This is a genomic window from Pedobacter sp. TM02 (assembly GCF_059705275.1).
This window is the reverse complement of the sequence record NZ_AP046530.1, coordinates 2,073,602-2,089,039: the sequence shown is the minus strand read 5'-3', so window position 1 is coordinate 2,089,039 and position 15,438 is coordinate 2,073,602. Positions and strand designations below refer to the sequence as shown.

At 44.4% G+C, this 15,438-nt stretch carries 15 protein-coding genes and 1 riboswitch; of the genes, 3 read left to right on the top strand and 12 right to left on the bottom strand.

Features of this window, described 5'->3' with window-relative positions:
• Positions 1–203: 203 nt before the first annotated feature.
• The 3 genes from AC6H1S_RS08725 to AC6H1S_RS08715 all read right to left on the bottom strand — a co-directional run bounded on the left by AC6H1S_RS08725 (position 204) and on the right by AC6H1S_RS08715 (position 1,582).
• Positions 204–809 carry a DNA-3-methyladenine glycosylase gene (locus AC6H1S_RS08725; RefSeq protein ID WP_497565916.1) on the bottom strand — a complete coding sequence of 202 codons (606 nt, stop codon included), beginning with the start codon at positions 807–809 and terminating at the stop codon, positions 204–206.
• Positions 802–1,278 (bottom strand): GAF domain-containing protein, encoded by a 477-nt coding sequence (locus AC6H1S_RS08720; protein ID WP_199138057.1) that lies wholly within the window; start codon positions 1,276–1,278, stop codon positions 802–804. The genes AC6H1S_RS08725 and AC6H1S_RS08720 overlap by 8 nt, the downstream gene beginning before the upstream one ends.
• Before the next feature lie 91 nt (positions 1,279–1,369).
• The gene (locus tag AC6H1S_RS08715) at positions 1,370–1,582 is read right to left on the bottom strand and encodes a PLDc N-terminal domain-containing protein (RefSeq protein ID WP_497565915.1); all 213 of its coding nucleotides are present in this window, start codon (positions 1,580–1,582) and stop codon (positions 1,370–1,372) included.
• A gap of 149 nt (positions 1,583–1,731) precedes the next feature.
• On the opposite strand from AC6H1S_RS08715, the gene AC6H1S_RS08710 reads away from it, so the two are divergent.
• The 3 genes from AC6H1S_RS08710 to AC6H1S_RS08700 all read left to right on the top strand — a co-directional run bounded on the left by AC6H1S_RS08710 (position 1,732) and on the right by AC6H1S_RS08700 (position 5,188).
• Positions 1,732–3,900, top strand: a complete 2,169-nt coding sequence (locus tag AC6H1S_RS08710; protein ID WP_497565914.1) for a S46 family peptidase — start codon at positions 1,732–1,734, stop codon at positions 3,898–3,900.
• A gap of 62 nt (positions 3,901–3,962) precedes the next feature.
• A complete protein-coding gene (locus AC6H1S_RS08705) occupies positions 3,963–4,211 on the top strand; it encodes a hypothetical protein (RefSeq protein ID WP_199138050.1) in 249 nt (82 codons plus the stop codon).
• A gap of 335 nt (positions 4,212–4,546) precedes the next feature.
• A complete protein-coding gene (locus AC6H1S_RS08700) occupies positions 4,547–5,188 on the top strand; it encodes a hypothetical protein (protein ID WP_199138048.1) in 642 nt (213 codons plus the stop codon).
• Between the two features lie 6 nt (positions 5,189–5,194).
• Here the strand turns inward: AC6H1S_RS08700 and AC6H1S_RS08695 are convergent, their stop codons facing one another.
• From AC6H1S_RS08695 to AC6H1S_RS08655, 9 genes are all read right to left on the bottom strand, one after another.
• Positions 5,195–5,896 (bottom strand): Dph6-related ATP pyrophosphatase, encoded by a 702-nt coding sequence (locus AC6H1S_RS08695; protein WP_199138046.1) that lies wholly within the window; start codon positions 5,894–5,896, stop codon positions 5,195–5,197.
• Positions 5,889–6,581 (bottom strand): SIR2 family NAD-dependent protein deacylase, encoded by a 693-nt coding sequence (locus AC6H1S_RS08690; RefSeq protein WP_497565913.1) that lies wholly within the window; start codon positions 6,579–6,581, stop codon positions 5,889–5,891. Before AC6H1S_RS08690 ends, AC6H1S_RS08695 begins: the two co-directional genes overlap by 8 nt.
• Positions 6,582–6,807: 226 nt before the next feature.
• Positions 6,808–7,392 carry a DUF6580 family putative transport protein gene (locus AC6H1S_RS08685; RefSeq protein WP_199138042.1) on the bottom strand — a complete coding sequence of 195 codons (585 nt, stop codon included), beginning with the start codon at positions 7,390–7,392 and terminating at the stop codon, positions 6,808–6,810.
• A gap of 65 nt (positions 7,393–7,457) precedes the next feature.
• Positions 7,458–8,561, bottom strand: coding sequence for a DUF5074 domain-containing protein (locus AC6H1S_RS08680; RefSeq protein ID WP_497565912.1), 1,104 nt, complete (start codon positions 8,559–8,561; stop codon positions 7,458–7,460).
• An 82-nt stretch (positions 8,562–8,643) separates the two neighbouring features.
• A complete protein-coding gene (locus AC6H1S_RS08675; RefSeq protein ID WP_497565911.1) occupies positions 8,644–9,780 on the bottom strand; it encodes a PKD domain-containing protein in 1,137 nt (378 codons plus the stop codon).
• A gap of 36 nt (positions 9,781–9,816) precedes the next feature.
• On the bottom strand, positions 9,817–10,776 hold the full coding sequence (locus AC6H1S_RS08670) for a PKD domain-containing protein (RefSeq protein WP_497565910.1): 960 nt from the start codon (positions 10,774–10,776) through the stop codon (positions 9,817–9,819).
• A gap of 1 nt (position 10,777) precedes the next feature.
• The gene (locus AC6H1S_RS08665) at positions 10,778–11,917 is read right to left on the bottom strand and encodes a YncE family protein (RefSeq protein WP_497565909.1); all 1,140 of its coding nucleotides are present in this window, start codon (positions 11,915–11,917) and stop codon (positions 10,778–10,780) included.
• A gap of 11 nt (positions 11,918–11,928) precedes the next feature.
• Positions 11,929–13,062 (bottom strand): YncE family protein, encoded by a 1,134-nt coding sequence (locus tag AC6H1S_RS08660; RefSeq protein ID WP_497565908.1) that lies wholly within the window; start codon positions 13,060–13,062, stop codon positions 11,929–11,931.
• Positions 13,059–15,098, bottom strand: coding sequence for a TonB-dependent receptor plug domain-containing protein (locus AC6H1S_RS08655; RefSeq protein ID WP_497565907.1), 2,040 nt, complete (start codon positions 15,096–15,098; stop codon positions 13,059–13,061). The genes AC6H1S_RS08660 and AC6H1S_RS08655 overlap by 4 nt, the downstream gene beginning before the upstream one ends.
• An 89-nt stretch (positions 15,099–15,187) precedes the next feature.
• A riboswitch (cobalamin riboswitch) is annotated at positions 15,188–15,377 on the bottom strand.
• Between the last annotated feature and the right edge of the window lie 61 nt (positions 15,378–15,438).

The window sequence follows — 15,438 nt, the reverse complement described above, 5'->3', positions numbered from 1 at the left end:
TTTTTGTAGCCATAGCCATAAAGGTTGATGTAGGTCGGAACGCCAGTCTTCTTCGTCTATTTGCTCATTTTAACTTTTTCTGGAGATTGGTCGTCACTGCCATGGCCAATCGGCATGCTATAAAAGACTCAACGAGGGTCTTTTTCCTGATCTTGGTGATGATGCATAAAAACACAAAATGAAATCGACTTCGCCCTTACAACTTAAGCATTGGGCTTGCTCACGTATTTGTTGCCCTTGATATAGAAGCGCCAAGGCAACAAGGCATGGTCTTCGGCATAATCAACACCGATACGTGGCGAGGCAACAATTTGTTCAGGGCTAAAAATGAAGCCATTGTCTTCTATCCAGATTTCTTCGCCCAGCAAGTCTTTGGCATTTAGCGCCTTATTGATGGCTAAAGCTTGAGCCAAAGCACCTGGTCCGGCGGTTAGTCGAGGTGCGAGGCTAGTCATTTTTCGGCGTTCGAGCATAGTTTCTAGCCCAACGGTAGGCATTAAGCCACGGATTAGCACCGCATGGGGCGTATTTTTTGGAGCGGTAACCACATTAAACAGATGATGTATGCCATAGCAAAGGTACACATAGGAAATACCTCCTGCTTCGTACATGGTTGAGGTGCGGGGCGTAAAACGGCCACCATAAGCATGCGAAGCCTTATCGGCGATTCCGTTATAAGCCTCGGTTTCTACAATGGTACCTCCAGTTAATTTACCATCAACCAGGGTAAACAGCTGTTTGCCCAACAGTTGCATGGCCAAATCGGTTACATGGTCTTGCTGATAAAAGGAATAAGGCAGTTTAGGCATCTAGCAGTTTCACAATTTGCTCCAGGTACTTCGCATCCACTTCGTCAAAATGAGCCAAGTATTCACTGTCAACATCCAATACGCCTATAATGTTTTGCTGTTGGTAAAGTGGTAGCACGATTTCTGATTTAGAGGCCGAAGCGCAGGCAATATGACCCGGAAACTGATCTACATCAGGAACAACCAGGGTTTTAGCCTGGGCCCAAGAAGCACCGCAAACGCCCTTGTCTTTTTTAATGCGCGTACAAGCTACCGGACCTTGAAAGGGGCCCAATACCAATTCGTCGCCTTTAACCAAGTAAAAGCCTACCCAAAACCAGCCAAACTGCTCTTTTAAAGCTGCGCAAACATTGGCTAAATTGGCAATCAGGTCGGTTTCGCCAAAAAGCAAGGCTTCAATTTGCGGGATAAGCGATTCGTATTGTTCTGCTTTGGTTCCGGTACGGGTAATGGTTAAATCTTCTGCCATGGGTCTTTTACATTGAATAGCAAAACTAACAAATCATCAGGTTCATTTTGTTTTGCGTACCAACAAATAACGTTTGAGTGACAGAACTTGATCAACGCTTAACGGCGAGCAGGTCTTTCTTGCCGACGTAAAAATAAATGAGGCCTCCGGCAATGGGCAGCAACATGACAATATTGGTCCAAATCCATTTTTTTCGGCCACGATCTAATGGAAATTTAGCGATATCGAGGATAGCCCAAATATCAATGGCTACCACCACGAGCGCCAAAACGGCGCAAAAGAAAATGCCAGACAGATTTGCCATCGTGTATATTTTTCCCTAAAATAAGCAATATTAAGCATTTATTCAAGTACTGGCTGACAAGTATCAACATGGCAAGACTATTCAACAATGCCTCGTTAGGTTAAACAAATTGATTAGCTTTGGCCTGTACTACCCTAACACGAAGTGAAATGAATAAAAAATCCTTATTAATTACTTTACTGCTCTGCACTGCCATAGGCCAATTCGCCTATCGTGCACCCGAAGAGGGCATGTTTCCCCTGAGCGAAATCCATAAAGTTGACCTGAAAAAAGCAGGCCTTAAAATAGACCAGAACGAAGTGTACAATCCGAACGGGATCAGTTTGGTAGATGCCTTGGTTAACGTGGGCGGCTGTACCGGTTCCTTTGTATCGAACGAGGGACTGATCATCACCAACCACCATTGCGCCTTTAGCGCCGTGCAGTTGGCCAGCACGCCTGAGCACGACTACCTGAACAATGGTTTTGTGGCCAAATCCCATGAAGAAGAAATTGAGGCAAAAGGGTTAACCTGCCGTATTACTGATAGTTATGAAGATGTTTCGGATAAGGTTTTAGGCGCGGTTGCCAACATCAGCGATCCGGCCACCCGCTTGCAGCTCATCAATAACGCCATGAAGAATTTGGCTTTAGAGGCCGAGAAAAAAGATCCTGGCATCAAAGCCGAAGTGTCCGAAATGTTTATTGGCAAAAGTTATGTGCTGTTTAAATACAAAACCATTCAAGACGTCCGCCTAGTTTATGTGCCCGACCGTCGCATAGGTGAGTTTGGTGGCGAAACCGACAACTGGGTTTGGCCGCGCCATACCGGCGACTACTCTTTTATGCGCGCTTATGTGGCCAAAGATGGTTCGCCGGCCAAATACTCGAAAGATAACGTGCCTTACACCCCTAAAAAGTTTCTGAAGGTAAATGCCAAAGGAACCAACGAAGAAGATTTTGTGTTTATTTTGGGCTATCCGGGTAAAACTTTCCGCCACCGTCCGGCGCAGTTTATCAATTACCAGCAACAGTTTTTATTGCCTTATGTATCGCAATTGTACGATTTCCAAAACAGCACGATGGAAAGCGTAGGCAAAAAAGACAAAGCCACCGAACTTAAACTGGCCACCCGCATCAAAAGAAACGCCAACGTAATGAAAAACTACAGAGGCAAGCTTAAAGGCATCAAAGGCATCGACTTGGTGGCTCAGAAAAAGCAGGAAGACGCGGCTTTGGCTGCTTTCATCAACTCAAATGTTGAAGTGAAGGCCCAATACGGCAATTTGATGAACGATATAGACCAGCTTTACCAGCAGATCAATGGCGATGCCAACAGAGACCTTTGGCTGGGCCAGATCTACACCTCTACCAGCTTGCTCAATGTAGCCAAGCAGCTCAACGCATTTAAAAGTGATTTAGAGGCACAGCCAAACGCCCAGAAGGAAAACTACTTCAACAGCAATATTACCAAGCTTAAACAGTCATTAAATACCGTTTACGAAGCTTATGATATTGATGTAGACCGTAGAATACTAAAGAAAATGATGATGGATGCCTCAGCTTTCTCTGCTAACCAAAGGGTAAGTGCGGTAGATAAAATTACCAACCGTGGCGCCAACAACGAAACCATGGTCAACGATTTCATTAACGATGCCTTTGGACTGAGCAGGTTGAAAGACCAGAACTACGTATTCAACAATATCCTTAAATCGGCCAAGTCTGTTAACGATTACAACGACGGCATTTTATTGTTCGAAAAAGGCATTACCGAACAAATCGCTGCGCTTAAACCAGAAAAAGACCGTAGAGACGGCGTACTGAACAAGCTGATGGGCGATTATGTAAATGTAAAAGAAAAGTTTATGAAGAAAGACTTCATACCTGATGCCAACAGCACGCTAAGGCTTACCTATGGCCATGTGCGTGGCTACTCGCCCGCCGATGCCAGCTATATGGCACCCTACACTACCATTAAAGGTATTTTAGAAAAAGGAGCTACCGGAAATCCTGAATTCAATTACCCGCAACAGATCAGGTCGCTTTGGGAAGCCAAGGATTTTGGACCGTTTGTCAAAAAAGAACTGAACGATGTTCCAGTCGCCTTCCTTTACAACATGGATACTACCGGAGGCAATTCGGGTTCTCCGATCATGAATGCTTATGGCGAGTTGATTGGGGTAAATTTTGACCGGGCCTACGAAGCCACCATCAATGATTATGCCTGGAACGAAAGCTATAGCCGTTCTATCGGCGTAGACATCAGGTATGTACTTTGGGTAGCACAAAAAATTGACCATGCCGATTTCCTGCTCAAGGAAATGGGTGTTAAACTTTAAACAAAAACAGGCAACAATGGCGAGGCAAGTGCTTCGCCGTTTTGCTATAAAAAACACAGTACATGAGAATAGTTGCCGAATTGCCACATCCGAATTTTAAGATTACTTTGTTTAGCATGAACCAGAAATACATTGTCAAATTTGAACAGGGACAGCTGGAACAAAGCTACAAATTAGCCGAGCTCGACCTGATGGGAGGAGGAGCAAACGAAGTTTTCCAAATGCTTGACGAAGAGTTTTTAAATACGGTTACAGCGCGTTTCAAAACCATGAGGAGCGATTTTAACGCCGCTTACCAAAGACAGCAGTAATGATTTAATTGAAAACTGTAATATGCTGTATAATAGTGATTTTAATTTAAAATCAGAATATTATTCTTTATTTTAAATGCTTTAGTTCTACCTTAACAATCCACATTAAAACAATTAATTTATTTAAATAAATACAACTTATTGATAATTAATCATTTAAAAAATAAAACAAAACATTATTCTGAGTGTTATTTTAACCAAATAAATGCAAAGTTTGCCCAAAGACAACCAACTTTGGGCATTTTTGTTTTGAGGCCATAAGGCGCCATCATTACTTGGCCCAGCGAAACAAAATACCATTTTTGCTGTTGTACTTAAACACTAAAAACTGTCTAATGAAAAAATACATCATGGCAGTTGCTTGGGGTTTATCAACCTTGATGGCAACTTCACTAAAAGCGCAAAATTCTCCTACCCGACCGGATAAACTTTACAGCATGAGCGGCATCGGCTTCTCTTTTCCGGTAGGTGAAAGTGCAGACTATTTAAAGCCAAAATTTTCTACGTCGCTTGGCTTGAATTTAGGGCTCGGCAACAAAGGTCTTTTTCTTTATCCCAAGGTAAGCCTGCATGCTTACGGTTACCAAGAACTAAGCCCGGATGAGGGCTACAGCTATTCCTTGAAAAAAGCAAGAACTACTACCTACCTGCTCAACTTGGCGCTGGGGTATCGCCATATCGATGGTAAATTCGCCTGGTATGGTTTTGCCGGTGCAGGTGGCGGGATTATCCTTACGCCACGTATCACCATCGACCAAAGCAATCATTCGGCTACGCTCGACAATAAAAGCAACGGCATGGGGATGGTAGAAGCCGGATTGGGCACAGAGTACAACATTGGCGGGGCCTCTCTATTTATTGAAGCCAGCTATATGCAGGGTTTCAGTAAAATACAGAACCGCAGTTTTAGCGCCGTACCGCTTACCGTAGGCATCAAGCCTAACCTGAGCAAGCTGTTCAACAAGAAAAACAAATAGGCCTTGCTAATCGGCGGGAATGAGATCGATATACCAATACCCCGTAGGCAGATCTTCTTGGTTAAATTTAGGGAAAGCCTTGAAAATCTTTTCGCCGAGGGTAAAATTAATCGGCTTTTCGAAAATGGGGCCATCAAACACAAAAGTGTGAAATTCTCCGTTTTCGCCACATGGATCAACGTAATTGGGCAAATCATCCAAAAACTTGTGGTCTATTATCCGCCCGCAAAAGTCATGCAAGCCATCTTCGGCTCCTACTACAATGGTTTTATACCCTAATTCTATAAAATCGCGCACCAATTCCAAGCTATCGCCCTTCCATAGCGGAAAAACGGCCGACATGCCCAACTGCTCCAACTGGTTTTCCCGGTAAACCTTCAAATCCTCCAAAAATATATCTCCAAATATGGCATGGGTAATGCCTTCTTCTTTAAGCCTGCTCAATTGTCTTCCCATTAGCTGCTCATAAATTTCCATGTTGGGCATTTCGGGTAATCTTACTTGTAGCAGGTTAAGCTTTAGGCTTTCCACCTGCCTGACCAAAAGCTCCTCCCTGACACCGTGCATGGCAATACGATTAAACGAATCGTTTAGGGTGGTGAGCAAATGGCTGATTTCGAATTCTTTTTGTTGCAATACATAGTGAAGGGCCAGCGTACTGTCTTTCCCTCCGCTCCAGTTAAATACGGCTTTTTTGCGATTAGACATGTTGTTTTAATAAATCGGCAGCCACTTTTAAGCCTAGAGTAGCAGATTTTTCAATTTTGATCAAATTGTGATAGCGCTCTACCGATGGGATTTTAGGATCGATAATATATTTAGGTACATGTTTGGGTATATAGTCAATTAATCCGGCAGCCGGATATACGGCCAGCGAACTGCCTACCAGCATAAACAGGTCAGCAGTTGCACAAATGTTGGCCGCGGTTTCGATCATTGGCACAGCTTCGCCAAACCAAACTACGTGTGGCCTTAGCTGCGAACCCAGTTCGCACAGTTGGCCCATCTTAATTTCGTCGCCAATTATGGGATAAACAAGCGCAGGATTTTGATCGGATTGTGCCAGGGTAATGAGTCCGTGCAAATGGACAATCTGGCTGGAGCCTGCCCTTTCGTGCAGGTCGTCAATGTTTTGAGTAATGATATGGACGTCGAAATGGGTTTCGAGTTTGGCCAGTTCCAGGTGTGCCTCATTGGGCATGGCGGCGCGTACCTGCCTGCGGCGTTCGTTGTAAAACTGTTGCACCAACACCGGATTCCAATCCCAAGCTTCTGGAGTAGCCACCTCCCTAACGTTATAGCCTTCCCACAGTCCGTCAGAATCCCTGAAGGTTTTAAGGCCGCTTTCTGCACTGATACCTGCTCCCGTTAAAACTACTAGTCTTTTTTTCATCACTGTTTTTTCATGGCGATGAAATTGCACATTGTTGCAAACGGAAATCATCGGCATTACCTTAATTTACAGGTATTTGCCCATGGCAGTTTCATCGGTTTATACGCTTATCATTCAAAAGCCGGCGAGGGTTGCTAGTCATATTGGCGGCTTTGGATCTGCTAATTTAAACAAAAAGCCCTTTTGCACGATGGTACAAAAGGGCTTTCTTCGAATATTTTATTTGTTAAGAGTGTGCAATGTCTCTTTTTAGGCTCAAAACAGGATATTTTGCTTTTAAGCTTTCGAATACACCGAACATCAAAGCCGTATAGGCCAAAGTGCCATAAAGGAAGTTGAGCTCGAAAGGAATAGCAGCTACCAGACAGGCCCAAAAACCGGCCAAGGTTTGCGGATAAAACGTAGAACCTAACCAAACACCAAAGTCGGAAACGATCCAGTGTATAAAAACCACAGCCAAACTAGCGGCAAAAAGGTTTTGGATGTTGACTTTTTTAATCAAAATCCTGCCTACCATAACCATCAGCGCAAAGGCAATATAGGTATAGTACCAGCCCTGGTAAAAGCCATAGTCTTTGCCCATTACGAGTGCAAGTCCGATATCGCTCAATAACAAAATGAGCATTGGCAAGGCAAAAGCATTAAACGTATTTTTGAAATAAGCTCCACCAAATAAGGCTACCGCGCCAAATGCAGAGAAATTGGCAATGACTTTGAAATCAGGAGAAAGTGGCGCAATTACCCTCAATCCAATGATGACAACCATAAACAATAGCAATACTAGCGTTCTCGAGTTAAACTTGTTTTCCATTATTCTTTATTTTACTCACAAAACTAGTTTATTTCTGGATAATATAAAAGAGTTAAGTTTAAAGCTTACTGATGGAACACCGTTAGCGAAGGAAAATGATACCCTTCATAAGGAATAGTTTGCTTCAGCTTTCCATTGGTGTCATAAAAAAAGAGGTTATTAATGGCAAAATTGGCACCAAAACCCGATTGTACGGTTTGAATAACCAGCTGGTTCTGCCTGCCATCAAAACCGATGCCCTTTCCATAAAATATTTGCTGTGCCGGATTGGTAATGAATGGCGCATCAACCGACGATTTATTACCAGCTACATATCGGTAAACTTCGCTGCCACCACTAAAACTGGCATTTTTCAATACATAAACCGCATTTTCTTTAGTAGATGCCACTATAGAGCCTGAATGCCAGGCACCCCAAGCCGCATAAGTGGTAAATTTGAGGTCGACGCTATCTTTGGCCAGGGTTTGCGGGTCAATCTCGTAAAGGTATTTGCCACCGGTGTACCATACTTTTCCATTTGGCGTTTGGGCAAAGCCCATGGTTACGCCTTTTACCTTTTGGTTTAGGCTATAATCGTTGGCGTTAAAAATCAGCATGCCATTGGTGGCGCTGTGCATAAAAATATATCGACCAGCCTTGAACATATCGCCAATCTGGCCATCGGCTCCAACCAGTTTGCTGTAGGCGCTCATGGTTTTGAGGTTTACCATGTATACGCCCGAAGAACTGCTCAAGAGCCCCGTATTTTGCTCGATGCCTAAAAAAGCCCGCCAATCATTGCCCCCTTTGGCTGCGATGCGTCCCTTTTCCTTAAAAGTAAAGGCATCAACCACCACCATAGGTCCGCCAACTTTGCTAACCAGGTACATATTGTTGTTGAAAATCGTCCCAAACTGCAAGGTAGAACTTGTGGGATTTAAATCTTTGGTAGGGTTTTCGCGTTTAAAAATGCTATCGGTAATCTTTTTCATGGCGTAGTCGTAAAAACTGATTTCGCCGGTACCGTGTCCAAACCAGCCTTCATTTACCATAAAAAAGCCATTTTCGTATTTGCCCTGAGCCGCTGGAGCGGGTTGGTCAACTTGATCTTTTTTACAGGAGAACAGTAAAAGCGTAGCAAAAGCTACCGATAATAATGATTTGGATGGTGCAAGTGTAAATGGTTTCATTGGTGTTGATATTATTGTTAACATATTGCATTTCAAGGCTCCGTTGCCACTAAACAGCACAAGAGCCTAGAGAGCGTATTGCTTATTTGATGTTTAAATCGGTAGCGCCTTTGATTTCTGTAGATATTTCTCCCAAAAGGGCATTGCCTTTTTCGTTCTGACCGGTATATACCTTTACAAAATCGATGGTTTTTAAATCTATTTTTTTGCCGGTTTTATCTACGGCCCACGAAATATCGAAACCATTGTAGCGATTGTTCTGGTAATCGTCGCCGATAGACCAGCTGTCGGTATAGCCCCATGCAAAAGCCGAATTGACAAAGATGCTGCCATATTTGCCCCAGGTAGACCTCAGCAAGGTGCCTTTAAAAGTAAGCGTCTCTTGATTTGGCGCAAATTCAGGGTAGTAATTGTGTTTATGAAAGGTATTGATATCTACCGAACCGCTGTTGCCTTGGTTGTCTGTCCAGGTTACATTGGCATAGGCCTTCGGATTTTTGTAGGTAATTTCGTAGTTCTTGATCGTAGCGGGATCGTTGTATTCGCTTCCGGCCAGTTCATACCATTCGTCGTCTGGCAGGCCATTGCCATTCTTATCTTGGCTCACCATTACAATTCCCGGTTCGGCCCAAGGCGTTGTACCTCCTATCGGGTTGCCATAAATGGCCAAATCGTAACCCGTTTGGTTGTTTACCGAGTGGTCGAAGCCAAAAACGATATAACCACCAAAGGCACCCAGTGTCAACAAGTTATTGGTATTGCCAACCAGTTTTTGGGCCTGTTCCAACGAACCTACGGCCGCTTCGTTAATGAACTGTCCGGGCGCCGGCAAGTATTCGAAAACCTTGCTGATGTATTTGCTGCTGGTTGGCGTTGCAGCAACCACAGGAACCGGTACGGTAATCTTGTAGGTGTAGCTAAAGCTGCCGGCTTCGTTGCTGGCCTTATACACCAAGGTATAGGTGCCCGCCAAGGTTGGCGTAAAATTGTAGGTATAATCGGTGCCTACCACTTTTCCGTCAAGCGTCCACTGGTTACTAAAGGTTTCGCCATTGAGCGTGGTTACTTTAAACGCATATTTTTCTGCCAGTTTAACCGATATCTCTGGATAAACATTGCCTAAAATAGGTACTGGCGGTTTGGCAACATCGTTCTTTTTACAGGACGAAAGCACTGAAACAAATAAGGTAGCGAGCAGTAGATAGTTAAGAATTCTCATTTTTTTAAGGGTTAGCCTTGTTTTATAATTCATGGTTTATTTTTGCTGTTGTTGGAATAGACGGATGTCAATAGCACCGGCAATTTCCGTCGATATTTCGCCGAGGTAGCGCGAACGCGGATTGCTGGTTATCGGATGATAGGGATTGCCGTTGCAGTTTTGTGCGGTATACACCTTTACAAAATCGATCTGCATCAATGCCACTTTTTTGCCGTTGCGGTCAACTGCCCAATCAATGTCGAAAGCATTATAGCCCCTGCCCAAAAGGTTTTGCAAGCTCAAATACTCCGGCGATCCACTGTCGGCATAACCAAAAGAAAACGGCAAATTGGTGATGAGGCCACCTTCGAGCAAGGTGTTTTTGAGCAGGGTACCTTCAAAAGAAAGTTGCGTTTCGTTGGCCCAATTTGGATAATAAGCTTGATTGTGGTACGAATTTCTGAGCACAAAGCCTTCGTTGCCCAGGTTATCCGTCCATCGGATATCATCGGCAAGCGCACTTGGTTTGTAATAGGTGATTTTGTAGTTTCTTCGCGTTTCAGGCGCGTTGTATTCACTGCCTGCCAATTCGTACCATTCGCCATCGTCGGGCAAGCCATTCTTATTTAGGTCTTGCATAACACAAACAATACCCGGTTCAGACCATTCGCCTCCTCCGCCAATCAAAGGATTGCCAAAAATGCCCAAATCGTTGCCGGTTTCGTTTTTTATCGGATGGTCGAAACCAAAGACCACATAACCCCCAAAAGCGCCAAGCGACAGCAAGCCGTTATCGCTGGCACCAATCAACGCATTGGCTTTGGCCAAAGTGCCATAGCTCGGGTCGTTAATAAATTGTCCAGGTGCCGGCTTGTATTCGTATATTTTACTGATGTAGGCACGCTGCTTTATGGGTGCTGGCCTTTCTTCCTCGCTGTTTTTTTTACAGGCAAGCACGAAGAGCAACAGCAGCAATACCGAACTTTTAACAGCGCGTTTTAATGAATAAGCCCTCATCTTATTTGTAGCTATAATTAAACACGGCATGTTGCGGCAATGCGGCCGTAGCGAAACTGTATTGCAGCTTGCCGTCTTTACCAAAAATGTAAGCCCTACCGGCTGAAGAATTGTAGTTCATGGCATCGGCAACGGCTACCGACTGGTCGAAACCATTTACGGTAAGGCCATAAGGCGTGGTTATTTTTGTTCCATCACTAATCAGGCTGTTGCCCAATTTGCCCGTTGCCAAGTTGATGGCTTTAACCGTTGGATTGGTATACACATCCTGGCTTACCCAGGCTTGATCTTTCACAATATTAATAGCACCCAAATCATAAGATTCGGTTTGTACCACGGCATCGGTTGTGCTGTTGATGCGTACCAAGGACGGATTGTTGAAGATGATGTAATCGTTCCAGGTGATCACATACAGGTCGCCATTGCCAGCAGTGGCAATTCTCACCGGGTTATTGCCTACCTCAATATCCTTAACCTTGGTAAAAGAAGCCAGATCGATAACCGTAACCTTGGTTTTTAAGCCGTTTGAATAAAAAGGATGGGATGAATTGGTTACGTATAATTTTCCATTGGCTACCGTTAGTTCTTCGAGGCCTTCGGCTTTGTTGGAGCCGTTCATGAGTTGCAACTCGCCATCAACAGCCAAAGATGTTGTATCAATGCGGCTGATTTTGCCATCATATCTCGATACATAGGCCTTGTTTTTATAAAAGGTCACAAACCTTGGCATGTAACCATCGTTGGCACTGTTAAACGAAATCCTTTTCAGCGATTTGCAGGTGGCAATATCGATAATGTCGACAAACGACTTGGCTTCGCCTTGGTTACCGGCTACTACGCAGTACATTTTGCTGCCGTAAGCTTTCAAATCGTTGGCCGTTTCGCCCAAATCGGTTTTGTTTACCTTTTTGTACATGTCTTTTTCCACGGTATTGGTAGCAATATCGTAGTAAGAAATGGCACTGTTATTCATGCCCCAAAGGCCTTCGCAAAGCATATAAATACCTTTAGTGCCTGCTATTTCGGGAACTTTGGGAATCGGTGCCGGCGTACGGTCCTTTTTACAGGAGCTGATTAATAGTATACCCCATAAAAAGGCTAATACTATGGTTTTAAACGGTTTGTTGTCAATAGTTTTCATATCTAATTTAATTAATAAACAAAAGCAATGTGTGCAGGGATATCGCCGGTGGCAACAGACCATTTTAATTTGCCTAGGGCATTGTAGCAATGCAATTTGCCGGGAGTTACATAGTCTTTGGCATCGGTTACGTATACATCTTTGCTCACCGGATTTACCGCAATGCCATAAGGTATTCTGATGTTTTTTTCGGTGCCGTCGGTTATAAATTTCTGGTCGAGCAGCGTTTCGTTCTTCACATCGATCAGGTGATAGCTAATGGTGTTCTTGCCCTGGATATAGTTCCATTCGGTGCTGTACAGATAGGCCAAATCGCCGTCAATGGCCAAGTTGCTGGCCGCAACATCGAATACTTTTTTGACCTGATCGGTATGGGTATCGACCACGTACAAACGCGATGGGATAGTATAATAATCGCCTCTCGAGGTTACATAGAGGTCGCCATAACGATCGGCTTTTAGGCGATGCAGGTTAATGGCCACTTCAATGCGCTTGATTTCCTTGAAAGTGGTTAAATCAATAACCGAAACCGTGCTTTCGTAGTTTGGCGGACTATAACCTCCCGAGTTGGCAATGTAGAGCTTGTTGCCTACAATGGCCATTTCTTCGGGTTGCCTCCCTACTTCTACCGTCCGGTTGATGGTTAGTTTTGCCGTATCTATTTCGGCTACCATGCCATTGGGCGCCTTGGGGTCGCCAACCTTGCCCAAATAGGCGCTCACATAGGCCCTGCCCTGATTAAAGGTTACATAACGGCAGTTCGCGAGGTTGATTTGGCCTATACGTTTGCCCGTTTTTACCTGCAACACTTCCACTTTGTTAGAAATATTGACCACTACATACAATTTATCGCCGTAAATGCCAATATCGTTGCCCACATCGCCCAAGCCTTTGGTGGCTTCGGGGTTTACCTGGTTGTACAAATTTCGGGTATAGATGCCATTCACCAAATCGAGGTAATCTAACGAAGCCTTGTTCATGTTCATGTTGCCCTCGTTAACCAAATAAAACCCCTTTACGGCCGAGTTAGGCTCGGGCTCTACCCTGCTGATTTCGGCGGGCAATGGCTTAGGATCTTTTCGGCAAGCCACCAAGCACAGTACAAAAAGAACAATTAAAAGTTGATGAATCTTGCTTTTGCTCATAGCTTAAAGTTTAGGGTTAAACGGTAATTCCTTCCGGGCATCGGAAAGTTTGGAATAACATCATAATACTGGTTGAGCAGGTTATTTACTTCTGCATTGAGGTTAAAGCTGGCCCGTTTGAGCTTAAACCCATAGCCCAAAGCCAGGTCGTGTGTATACCAAGGCTCCATATAATTGTAAATGATATTGGCTTTTTGGTTATAGCGATAACCGGTATAAATGAAACTGTAATTGGCTCGCCAGTTGCGGTAGTCGATTTTGGCCAGGAAAGAGCCGCTGTGCTTAGGGATGTAAGGAATCTGTTGCCCATAGTTTTCGTCAGAGGGGTCGGTTATATCCATAGCCTGCTGCAAGGTGTAGTTGATGGCTGTGCCAAGGGCGAGTTCTTTTCCAAACTTCCAACCGGTTTTGAGGTTCAGCTCTGCACCTTTGATATCCACCCTGCCCAAATTGTACATAATCCAGCGGATCAGATTAGCTCCTGGTTGCGCAATAATCTTGTCCTTAACCTGGTTGTAGTAAAAATCGGCCTGGACCTCTACAAAAGCGAGCTGCTGTTTTTTAAAGGAGTTCTGATAGGTAAAGCCCAAATCGTATTGCTGGGCAAACTCGGGTTTGAGCAAGGTGTTGCCAATAAAAGTATAATAGAGATCGTTGAAGGTGGGCATCCTAAAAATATCCTTGTAAAAACCCCTCAGCCTGAAATTAGATTCTTCAAAAATCATCCACGAAAACAACACTGCTGGGCTAAAAACCTGCTTGTTTCCGGCCGAACTGTAGGCGTTTACCTCGTCGTTTACCGTGCTGCTCAACAAGTTGGCTTGTACTTCGAACCTCGACAGTTTGACCGAGGAGCTGAGCACGTTTAAGAAGGTGTTTCGGCGCGGATAGGCAAACCGGTAAAGATTGGCCTTGAGGTCTTGGTACTGATAATCGGAAGCGAAAGACACCTGCCACCTATCGGTTAACCTGTAATTGGCCGATACAGCAACATAAGCCTCCCTTTCGTGAAAACGATTGTCGAGAAAACCGTTAAGGCTGATGTATTCCGGATCGAGAAAACGTGTATAATCGTAAGCGAGCTTGGTGTTGATCAGCACAGCAAGGCGCTCTCCAAATTTTTGTGTCAAGTTGCCTTGCACAAAGATATTCCTGTCCCAAATACGTTGGTCGTAATCGAATTTGTTCGCTACTATAGCACCCGGCAAACCTCTGTCTGACAAGAAGGAATAAACCTGTGCGTGCCATTTGCCTTGTTTGTTCAATTGGCCAAACCAAGCCGTTTCGAGCCTGAACCGGTTAACATCGCCATTGTTTCGTACCGCCGTGGTGTCGTAAACACCATTGGTATACCTGAACTTATATTTTCCGTTGGCTTTGATGTATTCGCTGCTTACACTGGCCGAAAGATGCCTGCTGATTTGATGCTGGTACACAAATGCCGGGTTGAGGAGACCAAAATCGCCGGTTTTAAAATTAGCTGTGAGGTTGTATTTTTTATCATCAAAAGCAGGAATGCGGGTTTTGAGGTAGATGGCACTGGCCGAAGCATAACTTTTGGCCGGTTGCAGCTGCTCGTCGCTCTGGCCGCTAACCAGGGCTATCTCTTCCAGGTTATCGAGCGAGTATTTGCCTAAGTCTACCTGGCCGTTCTGTGCATTGCCCAACTGAATGCCGTCATAAAAAACAGCAGTATGGTTGCTGCCCATGCTCCGTACATTAATGGTTTTAAGTCCGCCAATGCCACCATAGTCTTTGAGCTGCACACCCGAAAAGTACCTGATGGCATCGGCAACCGACAAACTGTTGATTCGTTGGAGGTCTGGGCCGGTTAAAATCTGTAGCGGAGCCGGCGACAGGCTTTGTCGGCTTACACGGTATTCGTTTATTTTTACTTCTTGCAATTGGTTTACCTTGCCCAAGGTATCAGTGTTTTGGGCAAAGGCAACGCCTTCGAATGCGCAGAGCATTCCCACTACGGCGACACCAATAAAAGCAACATAGCCTTCAAAAAAGGCCAATTTCTTTTTTGTCATTTTTGTTGTGAGTTAAACCCACAGCAAACAGAAATGAAGGAGCATGTATCAACAAGCATTTACTCCTAGCTTCAATCCCCGAAAGCTATGAAATCATAATGCTAAAGGCAGGTCTTCTGACTTGCTCCCGGTTTTCGGCCTTCCCCTTTCTGGATTGAAAAAGTGGCCAAGATTTGAAAACCGTTACAGAGCTTACAGCTGCGGGACAGTTACGGATTTACACCGTATTCCCTTTTAATCCCAATCCGAAAATCGGGAACCAAAAGCGATGCAAATATAGCCAAAACAGGCAGGAATGCAAAAAAATGTAGAAAGAAGCGCTACGAAGCCCTTGTTGATC